Below are 21,950 nucleotides of genomic sequence, written 5' to 3'. Positions count from 1 at the left end.
CGTTTATTTTCAAGCAAAAGGAAAGCTACGCCAGCGATACCACACGCGGAGAAAAAGTATTTTTCTTTTTCAAGAACGCCAGTTTTAAGCCTTTGGTCTTCTTCAATCAGTGGGAGATAAGAAAACCCCCATTGATTGAAGGTTCACTTTATGGAACTTTCGTCACTTTAGTTATCTTCTTTCAAAATACCGTCGCCTAATACAGAGATCGTAATAAAAAAGACGACCGCTAAACCTATCGTTGCTGTTAAATTGAAAGGTTCACTTCCCATACTTGACAGGACATAGGATACAGCAGCCCCTATTAAACATGCCCAGATAAGTGTAACAATGTATCGCATGATAACACCTCATTTTTTTACAATAACTTTGATTACAAGTATTCTTCTTCTAGTTTACCAAAACATGCATGAAAAAAAAAGCATAACTTGCATTTATCCCGTATATAAGGTGCTGGAAGACTCCCACTTCAAGAGTTGAATAATCTGTACTGCAACAAGTCTAAGTAGGAGATAACATACCTAAATGCCTATTCGTAAGAGGCCTTTAGGTCATACCCTCGCGGTACTAACAATCAGTGGGCGATAAATGAAAACCCCCACTGATTGAAAATTCAATTTATCGAAATGCGCTATCATAATTGTTAAAAATAGAGCCATGGAGTATATTGGTTAATTTACTGTTAATATAGGACGGCGGTTAGTTCTTGAAATTTTTTAATAAAGATTTAGTTTTAATAAACAAGGGAGTGATGGGTTTGGTTACTTTAGTTGCTAATTGTAATCATTGGATTGGCTTTCATATTGTTAATGGGTTACTGGAACAAGGGTTGGAAGTAGAAGGTTTGGTAAACGATAAGAAAGATGATGGATTAACTCTTTTTTTTGGTAGAAACAGCAATTTCTCTTTTTTTATAGATAAAAAAAATAATCCGTATGATCAAATTATTCGGGTGGGAACAATGAACATAAATGCTAACCTTTCATCAGGGCTTTTTATGACTCTCGCACATCCAAGCACGGTAAATCACCTTACAAGTTCAAATGAATTATATATTGAATTACCGCTTTTATTTGGTGAATGGATGCCAATGACAGAAAGCGGTATGTATTTTCAAGGAGAATTTATTTCCTTTTCATCCGATAATTTTAATCAACATGCAACTTATATTCAGGATTTTGTCGCACGTTTTATTAACTGGTTAAGTACAACGGATTTACATCATATCAACCGCACTGTAAAAAAAATAAACCTTGATAAATTGGTGGGAATTCAGGACAATAGACCTAAAGAAGATAAAGTGAAACAGGTCATTCAGCACTATCAAAATTATCGGTTACGTAATGATTAAAGTTACTATACACTGAAACCATAAAGCGCCTAAGCGATTGTTCTTATTTTGCTATTGCTTATTGGACGCGCTATGCACATTTTAACTAACCCGAAAAAATGGCTTTGATTTGCCGCATATGCTGAATCAATTACTTCGTTTATACAACGTTAATAGACAGGAGTGCTCCAAATTGCGAATTTTTCTTGCAGTTGTCAGCGTGTTGATGATGCTAAGTATATTAAGTAGTTGCAGTTCTTCCCCAGCTCAAAAACAATTACAGAATGTAGGCATGCTTTTAAGTGAAAACATCTCTGATCAAGTATGGAATGAAAAAGGTTACCAAGGTCTTGTTTCATTAGGAGAAAAGTTTGGTATTGATGTGTTCTATAAAGAAAAAATTGTAACGGAAAAAGAGATTATCGAAGCAGTAGAGGAATTTTCAAATAAAGGAGTAAACCTTATTTTTGGGCACAATTCGCATTATGGAAAATACTTTGCAGATATTGCTGAAAATTATACGCATATTCACTTTGTTTATTTTAATGGATCTTATGCAGCAGAAAATGTAACCAGTTTTACATTCGATACGCATGCGGCGGGTTATTTTGCAGGTATGTTATCTGGAAAAATGACTGCTACAAATAAAGTAGGGATTGTTGCGGCTTATGAATGGCAACCAGAAATTGAGGGCTTCTTTGAAGGGGTTAAAAACGCAAATCCAGAAGTAGAAGTGGAATTGGCTTTTTTAAATGATTGGAATGATACACAAACAGCAAACGACGTCTATCAGCAAATGAAACTTGGTGGTGCTGATGTTTTTTACCCGATAGGTGATGCCTTCAGTAAAGAAATAATTAAACAAGCAGAAAAAGATGATGTTTACGCAATTGGATATATGACAGACCAATCTGAATTAGCAGAGGATGTTGTTCTAACTTCGACTGTTCAACATGTAGACGAGCTTTACCATTATGTGGCTGAACAAATGAATGAAGGCAATTTAACTGGAGAATTGAAAACAGTCGATTTTCAGGATGGGGTTGTTTCTCTAGCGCCTTTCAATGATGAAGTACCTGTCTCTTATCAATATGAAATGAATCAGGCAATTGAACACTATACAGAGACTGGCTTATTCCCTCAATTGTAGTCTAACTGCAAAGCTTCAGCTTGCAAAAAATAAAGTGATACATTAAAATTAGTACCAAGTAATAATAATAGATAATAACTCATGAATGTTAAGGAGATGGAAAAATGGATGTTGGTGTTTTGGGTTTAGGACATTACGTGCCTGAAAAAGTCGTTACAAATCATGACTTAGAAAAGATCGTTGATACAAATGATGAATGGATTCGTACGAGAACAGGTATAGAAGAACGAAGAATAGCAGGAGAAGATATGGATACCTCAGATATGGCGTATTTAGCAGCAGAAAAAGCCATGAAAAATGCGAATCTGGCCCCTGAAAATATAGATCTTATTTTAGTCGCAACAGTAACCCCTGATACACCGTTTCCTTCTGTTGCCTGTATCATTCAGGACCGTTTAGGTGCGAAAAAAGCAGCAGCTATGGATATAAGCGCTGCATGTTCCGGATTTATGTATGGAATGGTAACGGCAAAGCAATTTATTGAAACAAACACATATAAACATGTCTTAGTCGTCGGGGTAGAAAAATTGTCAAAAATCACCGATTGGTCTGATCGCAGTACATGTGTGTTATTTGGTGATGGTGCGGGTGCTGCCGTCATAGGGCAGGTATCTGCTGGGAAAGGGATTCTTGCGTTTGAATTAGGAGCTAACGGAGCAGGGGGAAAAGAGTTAAGGCAAGAGAAAGATACTGGCTATTTATATATGAATGGACGTGAAGTGTTTAAATTTGCTGTTAGACAAATGCCAGAATCGTCTGTAAATGTTATTAAAGCTGCGGGATATGATGAAGATGATGTCGATTACTTAGTTCCACATCAAGCAAATATTCGTATTATGGAAGCTGCTCGTCAGCGTTTAGGAATTTCCGAAGAGAAGATGGCTAAAACCATTAAAAAGTATGGAAATAACTCTGCAGCCTCGATCCCAATAGCTTTGTCGGAATCTGTCTTAGATGGTAAAATAAAAGACGGTGACTTGATCGTTTTAGTTGGCTTTGGCGGGGGTTTAACGTGGGGAGCCTTGGCAATACGATGGGGAAGATAACTGTATGGAACTAGGAGGAAAACCATATGAAGCAAAGAAGAGTAGTAATTACAGGACTTGGTGCAGTTACACCAGTTGGAAATAACGTTAACGACATGTGGGAAAGTTTGATTTTTGGGAAATCAGGGATTGATTTTGTGACGAAAGTGGATAAAGAACAATTTCCTGCTAAAGTAGCTGCAGAAGTGAAAGATTTTGACCCAAGCCCATATATTGATAAAAAAGATGTTCGTAAAATGGATTTATTTACACAATATGCTGTTGTAGCATCGAAAATGGCGGTTGAAGATGCAGCACTACCTATTGATGATAGCAATCGAAATCGAGTGGGGGTTTGGATTGGTTGTGGTATCGGCGGAATGCAAACATGGGAAGATCAACATCGAAAGCTATTGGAAAAAGGTCCTAAACGGGTCAGCCCATTCTTTGTTCCAATGATGATTCCGGACATGGCTGCAGGTCAAGTATCTATTCAATTGGGAGCAAAAGGAATAAATTCTTGTACCGTGACTGCTTGCGCTTCTGGAGCAAGCTCTATTGGGGATGCATTTAAAGCTGTTCAACGTGGCGATGCCGATGCGATTATTACTGGCGGAACCGAAGCGCCTATATCGAACATGGCATTTGCCGGATTCTCCTCTGCCAGAGCACTTTCCGTAAATGAAAACCCTAAAAAAGCAAGCCGCCCATTTGACAAAAATCGCGATGGATTTGTGATGGGGGAAGGCTGTGGTATCTTAGTGCTGGAGGATTTAGAAACAGCATTGGCTCGCGGAGCTCATATTTATGCTGAAATTGTCGGTTACGGGGCTACCGGTGATGCTTATCACATTACTGCACCAGCTGAAAACGGGGAGGGTGCAGCACGTGCAATGGAAATGGCTTTAAATGATGCAGCCGTTGAGTCAACTGAAGTGGATTATATTAATGCACATGGAACTAGCACGGAGCTTAATGATAAATTTGAAACAGCCGCTATTAAGGCAGTGTTAGGTGACCACGCAAATGATGTTGCTATTTCTTCAACAAAATCAATGACAGGTCACTTATTGGGTGCTGCTGGAGGCGTAGAGTCTGTGATTTCTATAAAAGCGATTGTAGAAGATACAATTCCGCCAACTATTAATTATGAAGTTCCCGATCCTGACTGTGATTTAGATTATGTCCCAAATAAGGCAAGAAAGCAGAATGTAAATGTTGTACTAACTAATTCTCTTGGATTTGGTGGGCATAATGTTGCATTAGTTTTTAAAAAATATCAAGCTTAATAAAAAATGAAACTTCAATCACTGAGGGTCTTCTTTGGAATACTAAATTAAAGGCTAGATTGCAGAGGTGTTTATCCATACACTTTTTCTGCGCACAATAGGTCGCTACTGTTGGCTTCCTTGTCATTGAAAGAGAAGAATGCTTTTTTCGCGAGCCATGTTTTCTGTGGCACATCCTATTAAACCGAACGAATCGGGAATTTATATGCTGTTTTTTCTCGCTTAACCTTATTTTATGGCGCCCAACGCTTGAAGTAAGAGTCTACTTTATTTTTACATTTTTAAAAAAGTCGATCTATTTTGATCGGCTTTTTTTCATGTATGGAATAGGACAAGCATAGTCTATTAAAAAGGGACAAGGCAGGAGAGAAGAAAATGGGGTATGTGTTCTTATTTTTAATTGGCTTTGGCTTTTCTATTATGGGCGGAGTAACCATCATTGCATATATGAATTTCCTTCCAGCGGGTTTATCTTGGGGAGAATATATAAGCTTTATTACAAGCAGAGTGGAATGTTATTTTTTACCAATAGGGCTGTTGTTCATGCATATTGCTTTGAAACGTTATCCGAATCATTAATAGTAAATACAAACGTAATAGAATCCTTATTTCTGAAGTTCCTTATGTTATGATCCTTCAAATAAACTAGCCCTTTAACCTGTATGTTTAATCATAAAATCATAAATTAACATGTTACATATAGAATATTTTGTTCAATTGATGGTCATAATGTATGTTAAGTTCAGATTGAAAAGTGAGGGTTGTTTTATGCTATACATGCATGATGTTTGGGTAAATTGGTTTGAGGGAGAAGAAAATGGCTATAACGTCTGTTATTTTCACGAATGGCGTAAAGAGGATGGTATTGAACTACTAGATCAGGTACCGTTGTTATACATAACAGAGGAATTGTTTTTTTATATTGAAAATGATATGCAAGAGCTCCCAAAACCATTATTAGACGCGATTTATAAACGTGCTTATATGCGGAAAGGGCAGGAAAGAACTGTTCTCGAATATGCTAGTGTTATAACAGATGGGAATAATACCCTTGTATTTGATACGATTGGATATCGAATTCCGGTGCGGAAAAGTAGACTAATTCCTAGACAGGAACAACTTGTCTATGACATGATTAAAAACGCAAAAGTGCAGTCGTACAAATATGTCGCTAAAAATTATAAGAAAGAATATCACATGCTATCTATGCCACCGGAACTTATTTTCGGGTTAACTAGAAGAGAACGTCAGTTGAAACAATTACTTATGATAGGGTTAGATCAGTTGCGAACAACGAATCATTTAGAAGAATTACGTTATTGGTTAACTGAATGGGACCCGAAGCGTTACCCGTATATTCGGTTTATGGATGAAGATGCAGTTTGGACTGCATTATATGAAGGTGTAAAAGAAGGATGGAGTTATAGACATGAGGATTTATGCCGCAAGCTCATTAAAGGACAACCTTTCTTGGAGAAGATGTGGGAAATAGAAAATGGACAAGAACAAAATGCCTCACAGTAATGGGGTACACGAAAAAGCGGGTGAACTGTTTATATAGCTTCGCCCGCTTTTTTAATTACTACTCCGTGTAATGGCGCACTAAGAGGACCTTCCACTCTTACATGGTAAAACCCGACTGATAAGCAAGGGACCACCACAAGTCAAGTGTCCGATTCTGTTCAAAGACCTTTAGTTTGGGGTACTAACCATCAGTGAATATTTTTATCGCGTATTTAAAGTGCTGTAAGACTCCCACTTCAGGCAGTTGGGTAAATAGTATAACAACAAGTCTAAGGGGGAGATAACAGCACTTAAATGCCCTGTTTCGTATTGAGGCCTTTAGGTCATTTCCTTGGGCTTCTAACAAGCCGTGGGGGATGAGTGAAAACCCCGCTGATTGAAGAATCCCTTTATCTATCACACTGATTTAAAGTTCTTACTTTATGCCAATTACGAAGTCTATCGTGTACTTTTCGAAACGAATAAGTTCATACGCTTAAAAATAGCTGGATTGTTTAGCTACCGGAACTAGCTATTTTTTCTTTTTTACTCTTCCTAAGCCCATCGCTTTTTTTGCTTTCACAACAGTACGATTAGCAATGATGGAAGCTTTTTCGGCTCCTGCATCTAAAATGGTGTCCAATTGGTCAGATTCCAATAAGGAATAATATTTGTCTTGGATTGGTTTTAACACATCGATTATTGCATTAGCTGTCCCTTGTTTAAATTCGCCATAACCTTTTCCTGCATATTTTTCTTCCAGTGCTTCGATTGTTTCGCCGGAGCAAATGGAATGGATAGACAACAGATTAGATACCCCTGGCTTGTTTTCTTTATCGTATTTCACTATTCCTTCTGAATCAGTTACTGCACTCTTTATTTTCTTTTCAATCCGTTTCGGTTCATCGAGCATAGATATAAATCCTTTTTCATTTTCGTCCGATTTACTCATTTTCTTTATCGGATTTTGCAAGGACATAATTCGAGCGCCAACCTTTGGAATACTCACTTCAGGCACAGTAAAGATATCATTATATTTATTGTTGAATCGTTGTGCCAAATTTCTCGTTAATTCTAAATGTTGCTTTTGATCTTCTCCAACAGGAACAATATCTGCTTGATATAATAAAATATCAGCTGCCATCAGGACAGGATAGGTCAATAAGTTTGCAGGAATGGCAGTTTCTCTATCCGCAGACTTATCTTTAAATTGCGTCATTCGCTCTAATTCCCCCATATAGCTAATCGATTGCAACATCCATCCAAGTTGCGTATGGGCAGGTACTTCTGATTGAATAAATAAGATTGATTTTTTTGGATCAATCCCAGCTGCTAAATATAAGGCTGCAAGCGATCGAATGTTATTTCGAAGTTTTAATCGATCTTGCGGAACGGTAATAGCATGTTCGTCAACAATGCAAAAATAACATGTGTTGTCATCTTGAAGCTCCGTAAAGTGTTTTAGTGCCCCAAGGTAATTTCCCAATGTTAATGTACCACTAGGTTGAATTCCTGAAAAAATCGTTGCCATCTTGTTCACTCCTATGTTAGTTTTTTCCATACAAAAAAGTTCAATCATTCCCTATAATAGGGACGATTGAACCGCGGTGCCACCCTTAATTATTCTACATTTTATGTAGAATCACTTGAAAGTTCATTAGCTCGAAAGCCCAATTCCAATTTACCTTGATGCTTATTTCCACCAACCATAAGCTCTCTAAAAATCAGCGGGCAATTGTACTTTATCTTTGTCATCGCTAGTAATATTGAGTTTTTATTATTATATAAATCTTAGTTGGAAATTGCAAGTAGCACGGATTATATCTTGATCGTGCTTCGACATGTCGTTTAACTATATATATGGAATGAAGACATTGTCTCCTGTAAACTGGAAATAGCTTTCGTGAAAGTCAAAGCTAGATGTTATGCGATGCGATAACTTCTGTCGATCTGTTCTTTTAGTAAACGATAGGCCCTCGCCTCGGTAATATCCTTTGCTTTAATTATAATTTTTTTCTCATTTGGAATTTGTTTCGTTGTATAGTCGTATAAAGGGTCATAATAATATTCTAGCAATAGCCTAACAGCAATATCGTAACGTCCTAACTTTAAATCCTCTTCAATGGTTTTAGCGATCGGTGTGTGGATCCGCTTCTTTATACGTCTAAAAGCCTCAAGACATGCTTTTTCGTGCTTCCAAGGCTGGTATTCATTTATAATTTCCTTCGTTCGTTGTTCAATAGGAACTTCAATAATAAATTGCATGCCTTGTGCTTTCTTTGCTAATAGAAAGTCAGGTAACAGTACGCGTCCAATTCGTTTACTTTCACCTTCAACGAGTATAACAGGTGATTGCTTGAACAATTCAATTTGTTCTATAAGCAGTGCATCAAATGTTTTTTGGTTATGTGGTTGTAAGCCAATTTGACCAAATATGGAACCACGGTGGTTAGCCATTCCTTCCAGATCAATGACGGGGTAATTTTCCTGTGCTAACTTTTTAAGCATTTTTGTTTTCCCTGAGCCTGTATGGCCATTTAGCACCAATGCCTTGGCATTCCACTCTAGGTTTTCCATCGTTTGCACAACCCAATTCCGATAGCAGCGGTAGCCGCCTTTCAAGCGATGAACATGAATCCCCATTAAATCTAAAACAGTAGCCGATGTTTTACTGCGCATACCGCCACGCCAACAAAACACCACCTTTTTACCTTCTATCTTAGAAAAACGCTTTACAAAATCGGGGAGCTTGGCAGAAATAATTTGTAATCCTCGTTCCTTAGCAGTTTCCGGGCTCACTTGCTTATATAATGTACCAATCTCTGCTCTTTCTACATCGTTAAAAAATGGAATATTAATACTACCGGGAATAGTGGCGTTGTTATACTCGGAAGGAGATCGTACGTCAATAAGCGCTAGTTTCTCTGTTCGCATGATTGACCGTAATTCTTCGATAGTCATATCTTGAAACAATGTTTTGCCACCTCTTTCCATTACTCCTGTACGTAAATATGCGCCTTCGTATCTTCTGTAGCCTCGCCAATAATTGCAGCGGGTATACCAGCTGTTTGTAAATTAGCAAGCAACTGATCTGCCTCGTCGTCTCCTACAGCCATTAGCAGACCGCCAGAGGTAACAGCATCACATAAAATCCATTGATCTATTTGGTCCATGCTATTTGGAAAAGTCACCTTTCCTTGCACATGTTGAAAATTGTTCTTTGTTCCCCCAGGGACCGCGCCTAATGCTGCGAGCTCTTTAACTCTAGGCAATTTAGGAACTAGATGGTCATAAATATTTAGGCTGATCTCACTAGCAACTGCCATTTCGGTAGCATGTCCCAACAATCCAAAGCCAGTGACGTCTGTACATGCATGAACATGATAATGCTGCATGATATCAGCGGCTGTTTTATTTAAAGTAGCCATTACTTCAGTGACATGCTTGGTTTCGGCATCTGTAAGTAAATTTCGCTTAATCGATGTCGTTAAGACACCTACACCAATTGGTTTTGTCAGGATTAGTTTATCATTTGGCTGTACCTCGCTGTTTGTTCGTACTTTGTCAGGATGTACGATCCCGGTTACGGCGAGACCGAATTTGGGTTCCTTGTCATCAATGGAATGTCCGCCTACTAACGCAACACCTGCTTCTGCCAATTTATCACCAGCGCCACGTAGTATATCAGTTAAAATTTGCTTATCTAAGGTGGAGACTGGGAAAGCAACGATATTCAATGCCGTTATTGGTGTACCGCCCATAGCGTAAATATCACTAATGGCGTTAGCTGCGGCAATTTGTCCAAATGAATATGGATCATCTACGATGGGTGTGAAGAAATCTACTGTTTGCACGATGGCCGTATCTTCATTAATTTGATATACTCCTGCATCATCACTCGTATCTAAACCGACAAGGACGTTTCGGTTTGGAGTGGGCGAAGGGAGCTGTTTTATTATGTCTGCTAAATCAGCAGGGCCGATTTTACAGCCACAACCTCCTTTGGTAGTAAGTGTGGTAAGCTTCACATTATTCTTCGTCATAAAGAAGACTTCCTTTCTTAATATATCTATTCCATATTATAGAACAAACTTTTTAATTTTGCATATAGGGGGCGGTTATGTATATGAATACGCGACAAAATACTCATGTTTCAAACTGTAATTAGTTAGCGTTTAATAAAGAGGAAGCTTCCTTCTACCGTTCCCTATTTCTAATTAATCAGTAATATAGGAAATGGTAATCATTTTCAACATAAAATGATATTTTTCATTCAAAATTGACATACTTTCCTTTATACTAGAATCATATTATTAAAATGGAGATTGATATGTATGAAAAAAACTCGGAATCTACTAATCTCAGCGATTAGCATTGCATTACTAAGTGTTCCTGTAATTGTACATGGAGAAGAAACTACAACTGCTAGTTTACATCAAGAGCGTGAATTTAGTCTTAAGCCGTTAGACGATAAAATGAAACGGTTTGTACATAAGTCAGATTATCAGTTTGAATATCCAGATGCAGTACGTGGTATATATGTTACTGGAAATTCTGCAGGAGGAAGTAAATTCAACTCCCTTGTTGATCTTATTGAGAAAACCGAATTAAACACGATGGTTATTGATGTGAAAGAAGATAATGGCCATTTAACCTTTACACCTGAGGAAGGATCTCCATATGAAGATATGGCACAAGATTATATTAAGGAACCAGAGAAAATGATGGAGGTGCTTGAAGAAAAAGGGATCTACCCGATTGCTAGGATCGTTGTCTTTAAAGATTCTGTTCTTGCAAAGAAACGTCCTGAACTTTCATTCAAGAAAAACGGGCAAGTGTGGGTTAATGGTAAAGGTGAAGCGTTTGTTAATCCTTTCCAAAAAGAAGTGTGGGAATATAACATAGAAGTAGCCAAAATGGCGGCAAAAATGGGCTTTCAAGAAATACAATTCGACTATGTTCGTTTTCCAGAAGGTTTTGAAACAAGAGATAAGGAATTGGATTATAGCTTAGGAGATTATAAGGACAGTGATTTAGATGATGTTCAAAAACGCGTCCAAGCAGTCACTGATTTTGTGAAATACGCTCGAGAAGAATTATCCAATTATGATGTGGATGTCTCTGTAGACATTTTTGGCTACGCGGCTACAATTGAAGAGGCACCAGGAATTGGGCAAAATTTCTCCAAAATATCTGAGAACGTAGATATTATTTCATCGATGATTTATCCGAGTCATTGGACTTCCTATTTTGGTATTGAAAATCCAGACGCAGAGCCATACAAATTAGTGAAAGAATATGCGAAAGTAGAAAATAAAGTATTGGGAGCATTAGAAGAACCTCCATTATCAAGACCTTGGCTACAGGACTTTGAAGCACCATGGTTATATTCAGGTGCAACGAAACAATACGGAAAAGCTGAAGTAGAAGCACAAATTAAGGCATTGTATGAGAATGGAATAAACGAATTCCTGCTTTGGAATGCTGGTAATACGTATACAGAAAATGTTGATTATACAATTGGATTAAAAGAGTAATAAAGATGATGGAAAAGCTTGCTTTTTTCTTGAAAAAGTAAAGCTTTTCCATTTTCTATTTCTTTTTGCATGAAACCCCATCCATATGTGAAATCTAAAATAAGTGTAGTGGCAATTTAACAAATATTCTTTTTTTCGTTATACTTATAAGGACTACGAAAAACAAGGGAGTAGATCAATGAATTGGTACGTGAAGTTAAATAAGTATTTTCCAGTAGAAGAGATGAAGTCAAAGGAACATATGGAGAGACTATTGGAAGAAAAAGCTGACGTCTACTATAAGGATGAAAGTGATTTGCATGTATTGATGTATGCGGAATTTGATACGTTCATTTTTATTGATTATTTATGGGTGTCAGCTAAAGCAAGAGGGAAAGGAATTGGGCATTCTTTAATTAAGAAATTAAAAGAAAAAAGTAAACCGATTATCTTAGAGGTAGAGCCAGTGGATTATGAAGATACGGATACAGCAAAACGTTTGCATTTTTATAGGAGAGAAGGTTTTACACACGCACAATCCATTGGATACAGCAGACGTTCACTTGCTACCGATAAAGATACACAAATGGAAATACTATATTGGTCGCCAAATAATGAATCAGAGGATTTTATATATGAACAGATAAAGCAAATGTATGAGGATATCCATACGTATAAGGATAAAGAAGTTTATGGTCAGTCTTACCAGCATGTAGATGAAGTTTTAGCATATGATGAGAATCGAGAAATGAATAATATTTTTGATGATTTGCAAGTTGATAAGTAAATAGAATAGAAAATAGGCTGGAACAAAACTAAAACAGCTGATTAAAAAATGAACAATAAATCAGTCCTTGTGTAAACACAAGTTTTTAGCGTAGTCAAAATATGCGGGAATAGCTCGAGCTGAAGATCTCGCAGGAAATGTCCTTTGCTTTCCGAGGAAGCTGAGGAGACCTGCGGAAAGCGAAGTATTTTGACATAGCGGTGATAGAAATTTTTTTTAATGCAAATAAGCCGAACAATTATAAATGGATTGTTCGGTTTTTGCTATTTAGTATTTGCTTATGTCCCAGTCTCTTTTCTACAATTTACAAGCATTTGGTGGACGCATGGAACATTGGCGGGATGCGTGCAATGTAAATCTTCTATGAAAAATATTTAAGAGAAGGGAACCTTAGCCAACTTCTTCTGTTTTAGACAAATGATTCAGTTTAGCAGCCAGCCCGAGTTCAGAGCTATAGATGCCTCGTCACTGGAAACAAAAACCTCTTTAAGTGCATAAGCATTTGAACCGTGTTCGATAAAATCCAGCCTGGCTATTTCTTCTTCTTTTGAAACCCGCAATGAAGTTACTTGCTTGATGACCCATAGAAGAGTGCCTAAACAAGCCGTAGTCCAAAAGACAACTGCCATAACACCAACACTTTGAATGCCAAGTTGTATTAAACCATTTCCATTGAATAAACCGGAAGAAGTTGAAAAAAGACCGACTGCCAATGTCCCCCAAATACCGCATAGTCTGTGAACTGCAATTGCTCCAACCGGATCATCAATTCTTAGTTTTGCATCTAATAAATGGATTCCTTCAACTAGTTAATTATTGCACAAATTCTTTTCCTTTTTTCCCAGTTCGAATTCGAATTGCTTCTTCCACCTGGGATACAGATATTTTTCCGTCCCCAACGTTACCTGTATGATAATGGGTGAGAATGACTTCAATAATGTCATCGACTTGTTGTTCTGTTACTACTGTTTCAACTTTAATTTTAGGTAAAAGCTCCATGTGGAAATAATTTCCACGGAACGATCCTTCCTGCCCTTTTTGCTTTCCGGTCCCTGCAGCTTCGGTAATGGTCAAGCCACCAACTCCTGCCTGAGAAAGTGCTTTGCGTAAAAGCTGAAATTTTTCTGGTCGAATAATGGCTTTAATTTTTTCAAATCCAACTCTCCTCTCGCGTTAGGAAACCTAACATATAAATTTATTTAAAATATCATAATGGGTAATAAAATAAAATCAAGGATATTTTTTAAATTTATCCAAAAATTTAGCGCCAAATCTTCAATAAAATAGAGAAAATGTGTAATTTTTTCATATAGCAGGTTTAAATAAAAATAATTATGGGTAATTTACAAGTAATTGATAAAAAATAATTTCATGAATAAGTGCAAAACCTAAATTTTTCTCAAATATCCTCTACCTTTCGCTTGACATTTGTAGTATAATCTACATATAAGGTAATTTAAACTTATTTTAATTTGATAAAACATTCAAAGTTTATAAAGGAATAAACTATTTAGAATGAGGAGTGAAGTTTTTGATGGTTACACTTTATACCTCACCAAGTTGTACATCGTGTAGAAAAGCTAAAGCATGGTTGGAAGAACATAATATACCGTTTACGGAACGTAATATATTTTCCGAACCGTTAACATTGGATGAAATAAAGGAAATTTTGCGTATGACTGAAAATGGTACGGATGAAATTATTTCAACTCGGTCAAAAGTTTTTCAAAAATTAGATGTAAATATTGATCAATTACCGATGAAAGACCTCTTTAATTTAATTCAGCAAAACCCAGGCCTCTTGAGAAGACCAATTATTTTAGATGAAAAGCGTCTCCAAGTAGGTTATAACGAAGACGAAATCCGTCGTTTCCTTCCAAGAACAGTACGTACATTTCAATTACGTGAAGCGCAGAGAATGGTTAACTAACCTTGTGCATGAAAGGGTAGGTTTATTTAGGGAAAATGACTGTGGTAGCATATTAAAGCAAGTATAAGTGGACGGCAACTTTGAGGGATTAGTAAAAAACACAGACCTTACGTTTGGTTCTGTGTTTTTTTACATGGAAACATATATACTCATTTGCCTAAATGTGAATTATAAGCCTAATAGTAAGGAGGCGAACGTATTAAAATACCACAAGCAGGTAAAAAAAGTAGGCTATTTCTTATTGCCAAATTCGTAACAAAAAGAACGTGACAAATCTTTAAATATAGGTTAAAATATGATACTAATTAAATAGGCATATATGTTTCCAAATCGTCTCTTCTTATCATACAATATGATTAAGTGTATAGTTTTCTTTTTTAAAGGTTTCCTTGGTTGAAAAGAGGAGAGAATGTGAAACTTTTATGCTGAATACAATAAGGTTAAGAATAAACAAATAAGGGTATTGTGCTATAAGTTGTATGTGGTAAGACGTACCTTCCACCTACCTAAAAAAGAAGGGGGAGAAAAAAATGGAAATTGAAAGAATAAATGAAAATACAGTTAAGTTTTACATTTCATATATGGATATTGAAGATCGCGGTTTTGAGCGTGAAGAAATTTGGTACAATCGAGAACGAAGTGAACAGTTATTCTGGCAAATGATGGATGAAGTGAATTATAAAGAGGATTTCAATGTCGATGGACCTTTATGGATTCAAGTTCAAGCTCTAGAGAAGGGTCTGGAAATAATTGTAACAAAGGCACAAATTTCTAAAAATGGTGACAGTATCGAATTACAAACAGATGATGGAAATACGGTAGATTTTCCTGTGGACAAGAAAATTGAAAATATGTTGGAAGACAGGTTTGGCAAAGAAGATGATGAAGAAGTTAGTGAGCCAGATAGTGACGAAAATCTTTGGATTATTGTTAGCTTCAAAGACTTTGAAGATGTTATACAGTTAAGCCACTACTTTACTAATGACGATGTTGGAACAATAGAAACATTGTACCATTACAACGATATCTATTATTTATATATGGAATTCTCAGAAGAGGATTTAGAAGAAGAAGAACAAGAGAATATGATTAGCAAAGTTTTTGAGTTTGGTAACGATACAGATATTACCATTCATGTATTATCCGAATATGGAAAAATAATCTTTGATCGTAACACGTTTTCAGAAGTTAGATCACATTTCCCAGCAAATATATAGGCACTCAGGATGGGTGCCTATATATTTAATTCCTCCATATCCCTAGGGTACATTTAATATATTCCAATTCCTTTCAGTTTTGACTTCTCTCATATTTCAATGCTTTTCTATTTAGGATTTTCAACTTTTGTATACCTCAATAAATTATCTCTATTTGTCTTTTCATCAATATGATTTCGCTTTCAAACAGTAGAATAAGATAAGCTACCTTAGCACAGCGTCTACATGAGCTGAAAACTATAAAATACGGATTGTTCAGTTTGCTAGGATAAAGAAATGCGCTGTTGTGATCTAGCATGGTTTCTAACTCATATTTGCAATTTTAGACTTATCCTAGTTCAAAGTGAACCGTATACCTTGATGAAATGTCCGCTACATACAAACTATTGCTTCGATTGAGAAAAGAAAATATGAAGCTTATACTAAGTTTATCATTGCGTAAATATCGTATGGACGAGATTTAACCAACAGGAGGATCATGTTTTCAGCCTAATAAAATTGTCGGTATAAGGGAGGGTTTTCATGCTGCAAGCTATAGATCGGTATGGGAACAAAGTAACTTTGTTTACGAAATCATTTCAAGAAATAGTAGACATTAAGAAAAGCGAGCAAGATTTTCTTTGTCCTGTTTGTAAAGGGGCCGTATATATACGTGCTGGTAAAAAGGTCATTCCTCATTTTGCCCATCGTTCAATAAAAGAATGTCGCTCTTTTGAAGGGGGGGAAGGCGTATATCATGAACAAGGAAAGATGTTGCTTTTTAAGTGGCTGAGGGAACAGAATTTAGCGGTTCAATTAGAACCGTATGTAAAAGAAATTAAGCAACGACCAGATCTTCTTCTTAACATTGGAAAAAAGCGAATAGCTATCGAATATCAATGTGCAACTATTTCTCCAGAAGTTTTAAAAGCCCGAACAGAAGGATACCGTTCCATCGGTATTACACCGCTTTGGGTTTTGGGAGCAAAGCATTTGCAACGAAGCAGTACGAATAAACTGCGGGTAAATACATTTATTCAATTTTTTATTCATCAATTTTCCTTAGATATATCTCCTCGCATTTTCTTCCTTTGCCCATCCACAAAACAAATCATTATTGTTCAAGATTTATATATGGTAACGAAACAATCGGCACTCGGAATCCTAACAGCTCACACTCTCCCTCAAGTCTCGTTTTTAGAATTGTTTCAGGATACACTATTTACTAGAGAAAAATTATATACATTATGGGATAAAGAAAAGTTAGTCTTCCGAACAAAGCCACGAAATAGACTTTCCAATCAGGAGCTTCGATGGCATAGGTGGCTTTATAGTAAAAATTTATATCTCCATACACTTCCTTCAATCATTTATTTGCCGCTTCGATCGCAAATTATCATGCAAAGCCCACTTTGGAAATGGCAAAGTCGATGGGTGATTGAACAATTAGTATGGTGTAAAATTGGAGGAGCTATCAATATCGAATCACAGGCGCCAATCATACATCAAAATAGCAGATCAAATGAAGACTTTCCTTTAATTTCCGATACGTACAACCCATTACAAGAATATATGTCAATTCTTCACCAGCTTTGTATATTTAGGCAACAATCCATAACAACGTTTGTAAAACAATCGGCAATCTATTTTCCGACAACAATCGATGAGGCCGTTGCTGCAGATAAACGACTTCTCCGTAAATTGAAAAAGCAAAATAAAGGCATGTTTCGTAGATAATAAGCTATACTAAATAACAAATGATTTTAAAAATGAACAGGAAAAAGTAATAGGAAAGCGAATTTCTTTATAGAGGGTGCTGAAAGAGGTATCCTAGTAAAGAACAATAAGGAGGTATTTAAGTGGCAAAAGCAAGTAAAGAGTTACCTAAAAGAGAGGAAATCCCAGTTGAATTAACATGGAGATTAGAGGATATTTTTGAAACAGATGAAGCATGGGAAAAAGAATTGGCAGATTTGCAAAAAGCTATCCCTGAAATTGAGACTTTTCAAGGCAAACTAGGTGCTTCTGCGAAAAACTTATATGATGTGTTAAAGCTTCAGGATCAATTATCAGAGCGGTTGGGCAAGCTGTTTACATATTCGCATATGCGCTATGATCAGGATACAGCAAACTCTTTTTATCAGCGGCTAAATGCACAAGCTGAAAACGTACTTACAGTTGCGTCCAGTAAAATGAGTTATATCGTTCCAGAGATTTTGGAGATTGACGAATCAACATTAAAACAGTTTTTACAAGAAGAAAAAGGGTTGCAAAATTATAAAAAGACATTGGATGAAATTACCCGCCAAAGACCACATATTTTAAATAAGCGGGAAGAAGCGATCCTGGCGGAAGCTTCAGAGCCTTTAGGAGCTACCTCACAGACATTCGGTATGTTGAATAATGCCGATCTAACTTTTCCGTCCATTAAAGATGAAAATGGAGAAGAAGTGGATGTTACACATGGTAGATATATCCGATTTATGGAATCACAAGATCGTTCAGTACGTAAGGCAGCTTTTCAAGCGATGTATGAAACTTACGGTAAGTTTAAAAACACCTTTGCGTCTACATTAAGTGGAAATATTAAAAAGGACAATTTCATTGCCAAAGTCCGAAATTATGATTCTGCTAGACAAGCTGCTCTTGATGATAATAATATTCCGGAAAAAGTTTACGACAATTTAGTTGAAGCTGTCAATGAGCGCTTACCTTTGCTTCATCGATATATTAAATTGCGTAAAAAGGTATTAGGGTTAGATGAATTGCATATGTACGATATTTACACTCCACTTGTTCAAGATGCTAATATGCAGATAACCTATGAAAAAGCACAACAGTATGTACTAGAAGGACTTGCGCCTTTAGGTGAGGACTATTTGGAGATCGTGAAACAAGCATATGACAATCGGTGGATTGATGTGGAAGAAAACAGAGGCAAGCGCAGTGGGGCATATTCCTCTGGAGCATATGGAACTAATCCGTATATCCTGTTAAATTGGCAGGACAATGTAAATGATATGTTTACATTAGCACACGAATTAGGGCACTCTGTACACAGTTACTATACGAGAAATAACCAACCGTATCGCTATGGAAACTATTCCATATTTGTTGCTGAAGTTGCTTCTACATGTAATGAAGCATTGTTAAATGACTATTTATTGAATAATCTCAATGACGAAAAGCAAAAGCTATATTTGTTAAACCATTTTCTAGAAGGATTTAGAGGTACAGTATTCCGCCAAACTATGTTTGCTGAGTTTGAACATTTGATCCATGTAAAGCAGCAGCAAGGAGAAGCTTTGACTGCGGAAAAACTTACAGAAATTTATTATGACTTAAATAAAAAATACTACGGTGATGACGTCGTGTCTGATGAAGAAATTGGCCTCGAGTGGGCACGAATTCCTCACTTCTATTACAATTATTATGTGTATCAGTATGCAACTGGCTATTCGGCTGCAACTGCTTTAGCACAGCAAATTTTAACAGAAAATGAAGGTGCAGTTGAGCGCTACATTGATTTTCTAAAAGCTGGCAGCAGTGATTATCCAATTGAAGTATTGAAAAAAGCAGGCGTTGATATGAATAGCAAGCAAACCGTTTTAGATGCATTAGATGTGTTTGCTGAAAAGTTAGAGCAACTGGAAGAACTGCTTAACTAAATGGAAAGCAAGGTGCAATTTGGCGCCTTGCTTTTGTTCATGGAAGAGTAGGCAATGTAGAACAATGATCTGTGCTATTTTTTACAAACCGTTTTAGTATTTGATGTGCTGCAAAATGGGGGGAGGACAAAAATAAGAATATACAAAATCCTGAGTGCTTAACTGATCTCGGGATTTTAATTTTTGTTTTAATTGGATAATAATGGATAATTGCCGAAGTTCATAGTGAATTCGCCGGAGTTCACAATTACGACTGCAAGCTTAATATTTTTAACGCATACCTCGATATGTACGTCTATGAACAAAGGAATAGATAGTTAAATAGATAGCAATAAATAATAGGGGCAATGTAATATAAAGCGGAATAACTTGCATCAGACCTAAAATGTTTAAAATAAAAGCAACTCCAGTTAAAATTAAAAAAAGAATCGGTTGTATGAACTGTTTCATTTGATCACCTCCATATATAAATTATTAACAATCTGCTTTCAATATTCGTCTACGCTTAAGAAATTTACTTATAATATGATTTTTACTAGCGTATGTTAAGGGATGGAAATTTATCCCACACGTAACTGATAGTAAAACCTGTTATTTCATCCTAGGAGATAGTAGAGGATCTAACGGGAAAGTCAAACGTCCTATTCTGTTCAAAGTCTCTAGATCATACTCTTATGGTATTACCAACAATGGAGTATAGACACTGATGGTTCACTTTATCCCGAATATAAGCTGTCGTTAGCCCCACTGATAAAAGTTTTACTTTATTTGTGGTCTTTTTTAGTTCTAAAATGCCTGTTTTAGCTATCCAAAATAGTAAATTTGACAAGTAAGCGTTTTATTCGTGACATTTTTGTGAAACGATGCACAAAAAGCTTGCGTCTAATAAAATTACTTGGTATATTAAGAATGTAAGTTAGATACAAACAAAACCCCTTTGTTTGATCATGAAACTTTCTCCCATCCCCCTTTGTTATTACAAAGAGAAAAGAAGGATATGCGCTGCCCCGCATATCCTTCTTTCTTTGTGTTGTATAGGAACCTATAAAATGAGGTGCTTGTGGATAACGAAATAACCGACTAGTCACGTCCGGCTCCATCGCCCAACTAGGCGACTTTAGAAATGCGCCCTACGATAAGGCCTCATCGGTTCGTCGCTAAGGGGAAGGCCGACTAAAAACGGGCTTGCCGCTCAGGCGTCGGCATACCCCTGTTTTTAGTGATATGATTCCTTTATCTTTAGTTGATTCGTTCCATTCGCTACGTTGCTAAACGGGCGACCCGCGCCTTTGTTCTGTAAAAAAATAAAAAAAGCCCTAAAAAAAGGCTTTTGGATGATATGGATTTACAGAAAGTGAGTAAGCTAGCCGTATAAAATCATATTTCCATGAATCATTATTGCAAAATCTACATATTATTTTGGATGATTTCAAGTTTGTTTGTTTTTACCTCGATGTAACTGGCAGTAAGACTTGCCCTTCTATCATGGGAGAGAGGGAACGATCCAACTGCAAGTTAAATGCTCAATTCTGTTCAGAGACCACTAGTTCATACTCTAACAGTACTAATAATCACTAGTGGGTATGGAAGAAAACCCATGGATGAAAGAAAGATTTACCTTATTCACTCACTGTTATACGTATTGAGAATAGGGATTGTTCGTTATGATTGATACACCCAGAAGCTGCCATGTTTGATAGGGATACGTTTTACCTTTTGCTTTAATTGCAGTTTTTTCAATTCCCGCTCAGCTTTCGTTGATGTCCAGTCATAAACAACTGCTATTTCTTTGGTGCTTACGGTTTTGTGGTAAGAAAGAAAATCTTCCAACATTGGTTTCTCCGAAGGAATGGGCTGCTTTTTCAATATTTCTCTTAGTACGCGCACGTAAATATCATATGGATAAAGGCCTGAAATTTTAATTCCTTGCTCTTCTGTTAGTTGGTTAAAAAAAACAATCGTTGGAATGTAATCAACTTCCATTTCATTCGTGAGTTTAACATCAGATTGAAATGCTTTTTTTGCTGATGTGGAATATAGATCAGACGCGAATTCGTTAACGTCTAAATGAGCTTCTTCAGCACAAGCTAAAAGTGTGGCTTCTTTAGAAATATTTTGTTTATATAAGAACGCACTTTCACGGATTTTACGAAGAAACATCTTTCCTGCTTTTTTCCCTTGTAGTTCAGCTGCTTTGATGGCTAAAGAAGCAATCCATGGGCTGGTTACAGGGTTTTCCACCCACAAATCCCCATCACAACACATTCCTGTTCGTTTTGCTGTTTTTTCCCAAAAATCTCTAATGTTTCTGGGACGATCGAAATTATCTTGATTTAACGTGATTAAATGACCGCTTATGATCGGACGAATCGTAAAGAAACGACCATATTCTGTAGAAAGTTTCTTTAAAAACGGCTCAAGTGCCCAGCACTCCGGACAGAGTGGGTCAATAAAAACATAAATTTCAATGGGCTTCTGAACAAAATCAAAAAAGCTATATTTTTCCGATGTGTTTTGATACAAGGGATCTACTCCGGAATATTCCCAACTCACACC

Annotated in this window: 19 protein-coding genes, 1 pseudogene and 1 other annotated feature; of the genes and pseudogenes, 12 read left to right on the top strand and 8 right to left on the bottom strand. The window is 36.7% G+C overall.

What is annotated here, in order from left to right:
• Positions 1 to 167: 167 nt before the first annotated feature.
• Complete coding sequence (locus BKP57_RS03710) at positions 168 to 341, bottom strand: YjzD family protein (RefSeq protein WP_072741003.1); 174 nt, start codon at positions 339 to 341, stop codon at positions 168 to 170.
• A 365-nt stretch (positions 342 to 706) separates the two neighbouring features.
• Between BKP57_RS03710 and BKP57_RS03705 the strand changes: the two genes are divergently transcribed.
• The 6 genes from BKP57_RS03705 to BKP57_RS03680 all read left to right on the top strand — a co-directional run bounded on the left by BKP57_RS03705 (position 707) and on the right by BKP57_RS03680 (position 6,318).
• Positions 707 to 1,351 carry a hypothetical protein gene (locus BKP57_RS03705; protein ID WP_050350299.1) on the top strand — a complete coding sequence of 215 codons (645 nt, stop codon included), beginning with the start codon at positions 707 to 709 and terminating at the stop codon, positions 1,349 to 1,351.
• A 172-nt stretch (positions 1,352 to 1,523) separates the two neighbouring features.
• Positions 1,524 to 2,480, top strand: a complete 957-nt coding sequence (locus tag BKP57_RS03700) for a BMP family ABC transporter substrate-binding protein (RefSeq protein WP_232231316.1) — start codon at positions 1,524 to 1,526, stop codon at positions 2,478 to 2,480.
• 104 nt (positions 2,481 to 2,584) lie between these two features.
• The gene (locus BKP57_RS03695) at positions 2,585 to 3,526 is read left to right on the top strand and encodes a beta-ketoacyl-ACP synthase III (protein WP_050350300.1); all 942 of its coding nucleotides are present in this window, start codon (positions 2,585 to 2,587) and stop codon (positions 3,524 to 3,526) included.
• Positions 3,527 to 3,552: 26 nt separating this feature from the next.
• Positions 3,553 to 4,794, top strand: coding sequence for a beta-ketoacyl-ACP synthase II (gene fabF, locus BKP57_RS03690; RefSeq protein ID WP_050350301.1), 1,242 nt, complete (start codon positions 3,553 to 3,555; stop codon positions 4,792 to 4,794).
• Between the two features lie 375 nt (positions 4,795 to 5,169).
• Positions 5,170 to 5,373: a YuzI family membrane protein gene (locus BKP57_RS03685; RefSeq protein WP_050350302.1), complete on the top strand. Its 204-nt coding sequence runs from the start codon at positions 5,170 to 5,172 to the stop codon at positions 5,371 to 5,373.
• A 189-nt stretch (positions 5,374 to 5,562) separates the two neighbouring features.
• Positions 5,563 to 6,318 (top strand): YjbA family protein, encoded by a 756-nt coding sequence (locus BKP57_RS03680; protein WP_050350303.1) that lies wholly within the window; start codon positions 5,563 to 5,565, stop codon positions 6,316 to 6,318.
• Between the two features lie 511 nt (positions 6,319 to 6,829).
• Here the strand turns inward: BKP57_RS03680 and trpS are convergent.
• The 3 genes from trpS to selD all read right to left on the bottom strand — a co-directional run bounded on the left by trpS (position 6,830) and on the right by selD (position 10,340).
• Positions 6,830 to 7,828: a tryptophan--tRNA ligase gene (trpS, locus tag BKP57_RS03675; protein WP_050350304.1), complete on the bottom strand. Its 999-nt coding sequence runs from the start codon at positions 7,826 to 7,828 to the stop codon at positions 6,830 to 6,832.
• Positions 7,829 to 7,883: 55 nt separating this feature from the next.
• Positions 7,884 to 8,061 (bottom strand) — a binding site (T-box leader).
• A 159-nt stretch (positions 8,062 to 8,220) separates the two neighbouring features.
• Complete coding sequence (gene mnmH / locus BKP57_RS03670) at positions 8,221 to 9,270, bottom strand: tRNA 2-selenouridine(34) synthase MnmH (protein WP_072742364.1); 1,050 nt, start codon at positions 9,268 to 9,270, stop codon at positions 8,221 to 8,223.
• A 20-nt stretch (positions 9,271 to 9,290) separates the two neighbouring features.
• Complete coding sequence (gene selD / locus BKP57_RS03665; protein WP_050350305.1) at positions 9,291 to 10,340, bottom strand: selenide, water dikinase SelD; 1,050 nt, start codon at positions 10,338 to 10,340, stop codon at positions 9,291 to 9,293.
• Positions 10,341 to 10,631: 291 nt separating this feature from the next.
• Here selD and BKP57_RS03660 point away from each other — a divergent pair, with 291 nt between their 5' ends.
• Both BKP57_RS03660 and BKP57_RS03655 read left to right on the top strand, forming a co-directional pair.
• Complete coding sequence (locus BKP57_RS03660; protein WP_050350306.1) at positions 10,632 to 11,834, top strand: putative glycoside hydrolase; 1,203 nt, start codon at positions 10,632 to 10,634, stop codon at positions 11,832 to 11,834.
• Positions 11,835 to 12,000: 166 nt separating this feature from the next.
• Positions 12,001 to 12,600 (top strand): annotated as a pseudogene (locus BKP57_RS03655) (GNAT family N-acetyltransferase); the annotation flags it as partial.
• Between the two features lie 422 nt (positions 12,601 to 13,022).
• Here BKP57_RS03655 and BKP57_RS03650 read toward each other — a convergent pair.
• Both BKP57_RS03650 and BKP57_RS03645 read right to left on the bottom strand, forming a co-directional pair.
• Positions 13,023 to 13,397, bottom strand: a complete 375-nt coding sequence (locus tag BKP57_RS03650) for an ammonium transporter (protein WP_082240858.1) — start codon at positions 13,395 to 13,397, stop codon at positions 13,023 to 13,025.
• A gap of 16 nt (positions 13,398 to 13,413) precedes the next feature.
• Positions 13,414 to 13,746 (bottom strand): P-II family nitrogen regulator, encoded by a 333-nt coding sequence (locus tag BKP57_RS03645; RefSeq protein ID WP_050350309.1) that lies wholly within the window; start codon positions 13,744 to 13,746, stop codon positions 13,414 to 13,416.
• Positions 13,747 to 14,134: 388 nt separating this feature from the next.
• On the opposite strand from BKP57_RS03645, the gene spxA reads away from it, so the two are divergent.
• From spxA to pepF, 4 genes are all read left to right on the top strand, one after another.
• Positions 14,135 to 14,530 carry a transcriptional regulator SpxA gene (gene spxA, locus BKP57_RS03640; protein ID WP_050350310.1) on the top strand — a complete coding sequence of 132 codons (396 nt, stop codon included), beginning with the start codon at positions 14,135 to 14,137 and terminating at the stop codon, positions 14,528 to 14,530.
• 530 nt (positions 14,531 to 15,060) lie between these two features.
• The gene (gene mecA, locus BKP57_RS03635) at positions 15,061 to 15,747 is read left to right on the top strand and encodes an adaptor protein MecA (RefSeq protein ID WP_050350311.1); all 687 of its coding nucleotides are present in this window, start codon (positions 15,061 to 15,063) and stop codon (positions 15,745 to 15,747) included.
• A gap of 522 nt (positions 15,748 to 16,269) precedes the next feature.
• Complete coding sequence (locus BKP57_RS03630) at positions 16,270 to 17,463, top strand: competence protein CoiA (protein WP_050350312.1); 1,194 nt, start codon at positions 16,270 to 16,272, stop codon at positions 17,461 to 17,463.
• Between the two features lie 122 nt (positions 17,464 to 17,585).
• On the top strand, positions 17,586 to 19,394 hold the full coding sequence (gene pepF, locus BKP57_RS03625; RefSeq protein ID WP_050350313.1) for an oligoendopeptidase F: 1,809 nt from the start codon (positions 17,586 to 17,588) through the stop codon (positions 19,392 to 19,394).
• 270 nt (positions 19,395 to 19,664) lie between these two features.
• Here the strand turns inward: pepF and BKP57_RS03620 are convergent, their stop codons facing one another.
• The gene (locus tag BKP57_RS03620; RefSeq protein WP_050350314.1) at positions 19,665 to 19,844 is read right to left on the bottom strand and encodes a hypothetical protein; all 180 of its coding nucleotides are present in this window, start codon (positions 19,842 to 19,844) and stop codon (positions 19,665 to 19,667) included.
• A gap of 1,212 nt (positions 19,845 to 21,056) precedes the next feature.
• A complete protein-coding gene (locus BKP57_RS03615) occupies positions 21,057 to 21,947 on the bottom strand; it encodes a ClpXP adapter SpxH family protein (protein ID WP_050350315.1) in 891 nt (296 codons plus the stop codon).
• Positions 21,948 to 21,950 lie beyond the last annotated feature (3 nt).

The organism is Virgibacillus sp. 6R, from assembly GCF_001895305.1.
GTDB classification, from domain to species: domain Bacteria; phylum Bacillota; class Bacilli; order Bacillales; family Amphibacillaceae; genus Virgibacillus; species Virgibacillus pantothenticus.
Note: the sequence above shows the minus strand (reverse complement) of the source record. Positions and strands in the feature narration are given on the sequence as shown.